The organism is Enterobacter cloacae complex sp. 6730903 (assembly GCF_048283985.1).
Taxonomy (GTDB): domain Bacteria; phylum Pseudomonadota; class Gammaproteobacteria; order Enterobacterales; family Enterobacteriaceae; genus Enterobacter; species Enterobacter hormaechei_C.
The window spans coordinates 1-6,140 of the sequence record NZ_JBLVXX010000089.1 but is presented as its reverse complement, the minus strand read 5'-3'; the positions used below and the strand labels follow the sequence as shown (position 1 = coordinate 6,140).

The window sequence follows — 6,140 nt, the reverse complement described above, 5'->3', positions numbered from 1 at the left end:
TTTTGAACTTTTGCTTTGCCACGGAACGGTCTGCGTTGTCGGGAAGATGCGTGATCTGATCCTTCAACTCAGCAAAAGTTCGATTTATTCAACAAAGCCATCGAAGCACAAATTCTTTGGCTAAATCCCGAGCAGTAAACTTCTTGTCGGGGTTCGCCTTGAGCGTTTCGATAATCATTTCTACTCGGGTTGCCATTATTCGACCTCGGCTAATTCTTGAGCCTGTCCTAACTCGATTTCGCCGGAAAGCGACTTAGTATTCATTAAAATTTAGTTCCGTTAACTTAATCGCTTTCCAGTTGTGGCGAGCTTTAGATTTGTCCCAACTCATGATACGGAGTGCTCTGACTTTTGTTTCATTTTTTAAATTACCTATAACAAAGGGAGGAACAAAAGTATCCTCGACAAATCCGAAGCCTTTGGGTGCTATTCGAAGCGTACCCTCTACATACGAAACATCAGCCATATCTACTTGCTTGGACGATGAGGAAGCTACTACTTCTTTGTTTCCATCAACACTCGCTACGGATAGCTCGACATAGTCACCAGCCTGAGGTTTCTGCTTACCTTTATGAACCCCCATGCGAACTGATAGTGATGTCGACTTATTTACGAATACTTGAAAGCCTTTACCGGATTTATGGATATTCTCTACGATAGCAACAACCTTCTCCATCGGCCCATGCAAGTAATTTAAAGCGTCGTGAGAAATAGAGTTTAAAAAAGGACTCAGTTGCTTCTCATCGACACCAGAATCATACCAAGCCTGCATAGATAGCTGTTCTAGCTCTTGCTTTAGCTTCCACCCATGGGCTTGATAAGCCGCAATAGCCGTTTTTAGGCACATTGAGGCTTCAGCTTGCTGTTGATTTGCAAGTAATAAAGGAATAATTCCCTGTAATAAACGTAAACTAAAAGTAACGTCATGTGCGGATACTATTCCCCTAGCAAAAAACTTCATTGCTAAACGCTGATCTTGTTTTGAATAAGTAGCAGCCAACGCTCCCCAAGCCCAAGACTCTTTTTGCTTCTTTCTTAAAATGGGTAGAATGAGTTCGCGAGCCTGATCGTATTGGCCCGCAATAACAAGGCACTTCGCTTGGTCGTAATCAAGCCACATCATATGTTTAGTGTCAGAGGCTTGCTCGCGTGTTTGGTTAATAAATGCCATCACTTGGTTAAGATCTAGATGCCAATACTCTCGTGCTCTAAGCCATGCACTCGCCACTTGGCGTGCTGTTGAGAGCATCAAACTTGGCACTTCACCTTTTTCAGCTTGAAAAGGTGTTTTAGCCTCATCATCAAATAGTACAGTTTGATGTCGAAGCACAAGGTGAATCAAGGTTGGAAACCATTCCAAACTCTTCTTAAACTGAACCAGCAGCATTTTGTACTCTAGGCCGCCAGTAGCAATATCTAAATTTACTATGGTTTGCAGCAAGTTCTCTATTTGCTCAAATTCAAAATCAGTAGGACGATAGTTGTTTGAAGAACTCGCTCGCTTATTTAGATTTTCAAGCTGGTGCTTAAGAAACTCATAACACACCCAAAATAAAGCACCTTTCAAGTAAGTATCTTGGGGTGCTGCCTGCAACGCTTGAAAACCAAACTCCCAAGCCCCTTGCAGGTCTCCGCTCTTTCTCAAATTATTTACTGTACGATTAGCTGGCTCATTCATAGAAGCACACCTATTTGACATATTATTTCGTCAATGAGCCTTGTGGAATTACTAAGCTGAGGCATAGGTTGAACTTTAGTAAACTGGCTAGACTTGTTGTACCAAAACTCAATTACCGCCAACTCATTGCCTTTAACAAATGCATATCTTTCACAAAATGAACGAGATTCAATTTTGCTTATATCAGCTCCAACACTGTTGATTTGATCCATTACATTTAGATAAAACTCTTCTAAGAATGGCTCTGAAAAATGGAACTGAGTATCCTTTGAAGGCTCAGGTACATCGAGCAAAGTACCTTCTAATTGACCAAGCAAAGCCATGAGTTCAACATCGAACCCATCTTGAGTAATGCTCTTTACGCCAGACACTTTCCAGTTACCCTTGTAATTGAAACTTATCGAAGCCTGCTCATTCCCGCGCTGCAAGATGTAACGATCTTGATAGTTATAATGAAGGACATCCACTACAGTAATCCCTGTACCTTCAATACATGCATCAACAAGTTGGTATAGCTTTTTAAGTTGCGGGATGTCAGTCTGAAAATCAAACTTCGCTGTGGCTACTGAGTTCGTTGCTTCGGTACTTGGTCGCACAACCTCAACGCCTTCAGGAGCAGAATTGTCTAGGTTTACTGCTTTGGGTTGGTACGCTCCTGCTATTTTCATTCCATCTCCTAAGCGCAACTGAGGTGGATTCATTACATACAGGATGCCAGAAGTTCTCGTTATAGCGGTGTATAACCAGCGGAAGTAATCTTTAGTTAAGGCTTTTTGGTGTGTTTGACACTGTAAGAAAACAGTTTTCCATTCGCTACCCTGTGCTTTGTGTCCAGTAATGGAATAACCAAACTTCAGTTTAAAAGCATTGAAATAAGGATCTTGCAATAATGCAATTCTAAGCTTTTGTTCATTACCTTTACGTCTCAGTTCTGGGTGTCGATTTAAAAAGTGAACATAGAGTGCTTTGTGCTCATCTGACGATAAGGTCGGCTGATCATTGTAAAGTAGGTTTTCTACAATTTTGGCTTCAAAGAAGAATGGTTCACCGTAGTCGTTGCGAAAGCCTAGAATCACATCCCTAAAACTCAGATTTACTTTTCGCTTAACCATGTCACCAGTGTCACCTTTGACGCTAATGTCAACACTAATCAACTCAGAATGAGGAGATAGTACTTCCTTGATCATTCCAAATTCACCATTGGTAATACAAGCGTCTGCTCGATAGTGATTTGCTACCGAAATGACTTTATCTCCCGCGACCATTTGCTGTTGACCAGTAAAGAAGTACTCTCTAACCAAACGGTTATACTCAGCTACTTGTCGGTTTGAAGAAGCAATAATAATACTTTCTCCTGTACGGCTAACTTTTCTATCACATGAGTCTAGATAAGTGCTAAGTAGATTTTCCGAGGACAAATTAAATACATCATGATCATTAACTTCAAATTTCAGTTTATTGAAAAGATTTTGCTCTAAACCGTCACGCAACATGGCAGCATTGTTCAAAACACCACTATCACCTTTTTGACGAACAACTTCAGTCAAGTACCCTGAAGCCACAGCGACTTGATAATTTTCTTTAAGGTAACTGGCATCTAGCGCTGGTGACGTATTCATTCCAACAGGTGGCAACTGTGCATTATCACCAATAAAAATAACTTTCTTATTATGATCGTTGTGGTCAATATTTATGTACTTGAGCAAGTCTTTTAATAAATATCCGCTCCCAAAACGAAAAAACTCACCATCGGAATATCTGTCAGAAACCATTGACGCTTCATCAATTATATAAACAGCTTCGGCAGTATCTACATTGACTTTAAGGTCAGCATAGCAACGATAAGTTTCAGACCCTTCCACACCGTCAACTTTGTACTCTTTCACGTTGTCGTAATTGTATATCACGCGGTGAATAGTGCTGGCAGGTTGCATTGTTTTGTCTGATATCACTTTCGCGGCTTTCCCCGTCGGGGCCATAATAGCGAATTCACGACCAATTCTTTCTAGGTACTGAGTAATTCCTTTAGTTATAAATGTTTTACCTGTACCTGCATAACCATTAAGTAAAAATACGTTTTGTTTGGTATCGGTTAAAAACTCATTTATTTGCTTAACTATTTGGTTTTGACCTTTAGTTAAACTTACTCCTTCAAAGCAATCAAATATATCAATATTTCGGCGCGTCACTTCCATATCAAGATCAAAGCTTGAAGCTGATGAAATACTAGCTTGTTTAAACTCTTCACGCGTCCTGTAATCAAAGAAGGCTTGTTGTGAAGCGACTAGATCTTTTTGTTTTTGTTCAAGTTCAATCTGTAATAGTGCTTGCTCTTTTTTTACATTGGAAAGTGTGTCGTTTTTTTCGTCTAGTTGAGCTATTAGCTCACTCGTCTGTTGTTGATATTTATCACTATTATCAGCAAGCTGGGTCTTTAATTCAGCCTCTCGTTTATTGAGTTCTTGACGTTGCCGTTCTAACTCTGCTTCTAAGCGAGATGTATGATCGATAGGTTTTACCGGATCAACAAACTCTGGCGGAGTGATAGGCTTATTGAGAATAGCTTGAGCATACCAACGGGCGACTAAATAAGCTTCTTTGATTAACCAGAGTGTTTCATTGAGGGAAATCTCGTCTGAACCATTGCTAGAGTGGGCGGCTTTGTTACCTTTATGTCGCAATACATCTAATTTGGCCCAGATTCCCTTATCACTGACAACGTCCTTGAATTCGTAGCTGCGCAGTCGATTATATAAATCATCACGAACAGGTGGGGTTAGCGATAAACGTGAATAAATTTCCCCAACGACTACTTCAGTAAAACACCTAAGTTTCACTAGTGCTACCTGCTTATCATCATGGCAATACAGCTCGGCACTTTTACCAAATTGAGCGAGTTCAGGGCTGATGTCTGTTAGAAAATTAAAATTACTCATAACTCTTCATTAATTCCTCCAGATTAAACTATTGTGTCACTTAACTTCGCTAAAACACTACCAGTAAGTTGGAGTCATTACCCCTCAATCAAACGTGAGAAGTCGTCACCTTTAAAACTGGTCACATTTTCAATACCCAGATCGGAAGCAGACTGGTTGATAGTCTCTACCGCATAGAACTTTGCACCAGTCAGGCGCGGGGCTAACAGGTAAGATGAAATTAAGGTTTTACGAACACTGCCACTGTAATTAATTACCGCTACTTTCATAAATCACCTCAGAATTTTTTGTTGAACTTCTTAGGGTCGAAATTCTCACCGATTTTCTTGAAGAATTCTTTATCAATAATGCCGGGACTCTCTGCTTTTTTACTTTCCTGCGCTTCAGGCTCAGACGGTTGTCTATTGTGCAATACACTTTCCGCTGCACCCTTCGCGCTACTCTTATCATGTGTATTGTGCAATACATTTTTTCGGTTTTGCCGCGTTCTATACAGTGCCATCTCAAGCCCTTTGGCTGTTACCGAAAAGCTGTATTCGCTGTCGAGGATTTCAGCAATTTCATGCCGCGTTAGCCCTCTGTCCAGCCAGTTCTCGATTTCATTTAGGCGCAATCTGACAGCAGCCGATAAGTTGCGGGGTTTCAGATCTGCTGGTTTATTCATAACCCCCTCCGTTGTATGAAAATGACTCTACAACACTCGTAAGAAGGGGTCAATCGAGTTTTGTAGTTTATCTGTAGTTTTATTGTAGTCTATTTGTAGTCTGTCACGTTTTTTGTAGTTTATTTGTAGTTTTATTGTAGTCTATTTGTAGTCTTTCAACACTAAGGCAAAACGTTTTTTGTAGTTTATCTGTAGTTTTTGGTTGCTCAGATGGTCATGCAAGCATGACCATCAAAGAATAGGACGCTTTTTAGCCAAATGCCCCTTAACCTACGGAGATCGCCCTACCAAAAAAAGATGATTTTTTATCCCTTAACCTGCTATACACCTAACGCAGCGTGATAAATCACTATATCACACTGATTTAAAAGAAAAAAAAACCAAATTTAGCCATGCTGCGGTATTACCCAGGTATTACAAATCCAATCTAACTTACTGATTTAAAGAATTTTTTATTTATTACTTTGGTAATACTATGATTTCACCGTATTAGACACCCTTTTTTCGTTTAAAAAATGCACAAAGTGAGGACTGAATGCCAACAATAACCGCAAAAGTATCAGATGAACTTTTGGCCTATATAGACCTGGTTTCAGGTGGTAATCGGTCAGAGTATCTGCGGCGCTGCCTTGAAGCTGGCCCAGGTGATCTGGAGTCCGGGTTGAAAATAGTTACCAACCAGCTGAGCGACGTAAATCGCAAACTGGATTACCTTTTTGACCGTGCTTCAGATGCGGATTTTGGCTCACTGCGCGATGAGCTGGGTAATGACTCCAACTTACTGATAGTGTTTTATGTTCAGATAATGCCCGATGACTTTGTCATGCAGCTCCACCGATTTTGAGAACGACAGTGACTTCCT

General features: G+C 40.5%; 6 protein-coding genes. All 6 read right to left on the bottom strand.

The window, feature by feature from the left end; translation table 11 throughout:
- On the bottom strand, positions 1 to 67 hold a 67-nt coding region (locus tag ACNQ0W_RS24505), incomplete at its 3' end, for a hypothetical protein (protein ID WP_225541151.1).
- Between the two features lie 186 nt (positions 68 to 253).
- Complete coding sequence (locus tag ACNQ0W_RS24500; RefSeq protein WP_063958658.1) at positions 254 to 1,678, bottom strand: tetratricopeptide repeat protein; 1,425 nt, start codon at positions 1,676 to 1,678, stop codon at positions 254 to 256.
- Entirely contained in the window at positions 1,675 to 4,614 is a 2,940-nt protein-coding gene (locus ACNQ0W_RS24495; protein WP_049100257.1) for an AAA family ATPase, read from the bottom strand. Before ACNQ0W_RS24495 ends, ACNQ0W_RS24500 begins: the two co-directional genes overlap by 4 nt.
- A gap of 77 nt (positions 4,615 to 4,691) precedes the next feature.
- Positions 4,692 to 4,883, bottom strand: a complete 192-nt coding sequence (locus ACNQ0W_RS24490) for a hypothetical protein (RefSeq protein WP_000861580.1) — start codon at positions 4,881 to 4,883, stop codon at positions 4,692 to 4,694.
- An 8-nt stretch (positions 4,884 to 4,891) separates the two neighbouring features.
- Positions 4,892 to 5,278, bottom strand: coding sequence for a plasmid stabilization protein StbA (gene stbA / locus ACNQ0W_RS24485; protein WP_049100255.1), 387 nt, complete (start codon positions 5,276 to 5,278; stop codon positions 4,892 to 4,894).
- A gap of 778 nt (positions 5,279 to 6,056) precedes the next feature.
- On the bottom strand, positions 6,057 to 6,140 hold an 84-nt coding region (locus ACNQ0W_RS24480; RefSeq protein WP_032083315.1), incomplete at its 5' end, for an IS1 family transposase.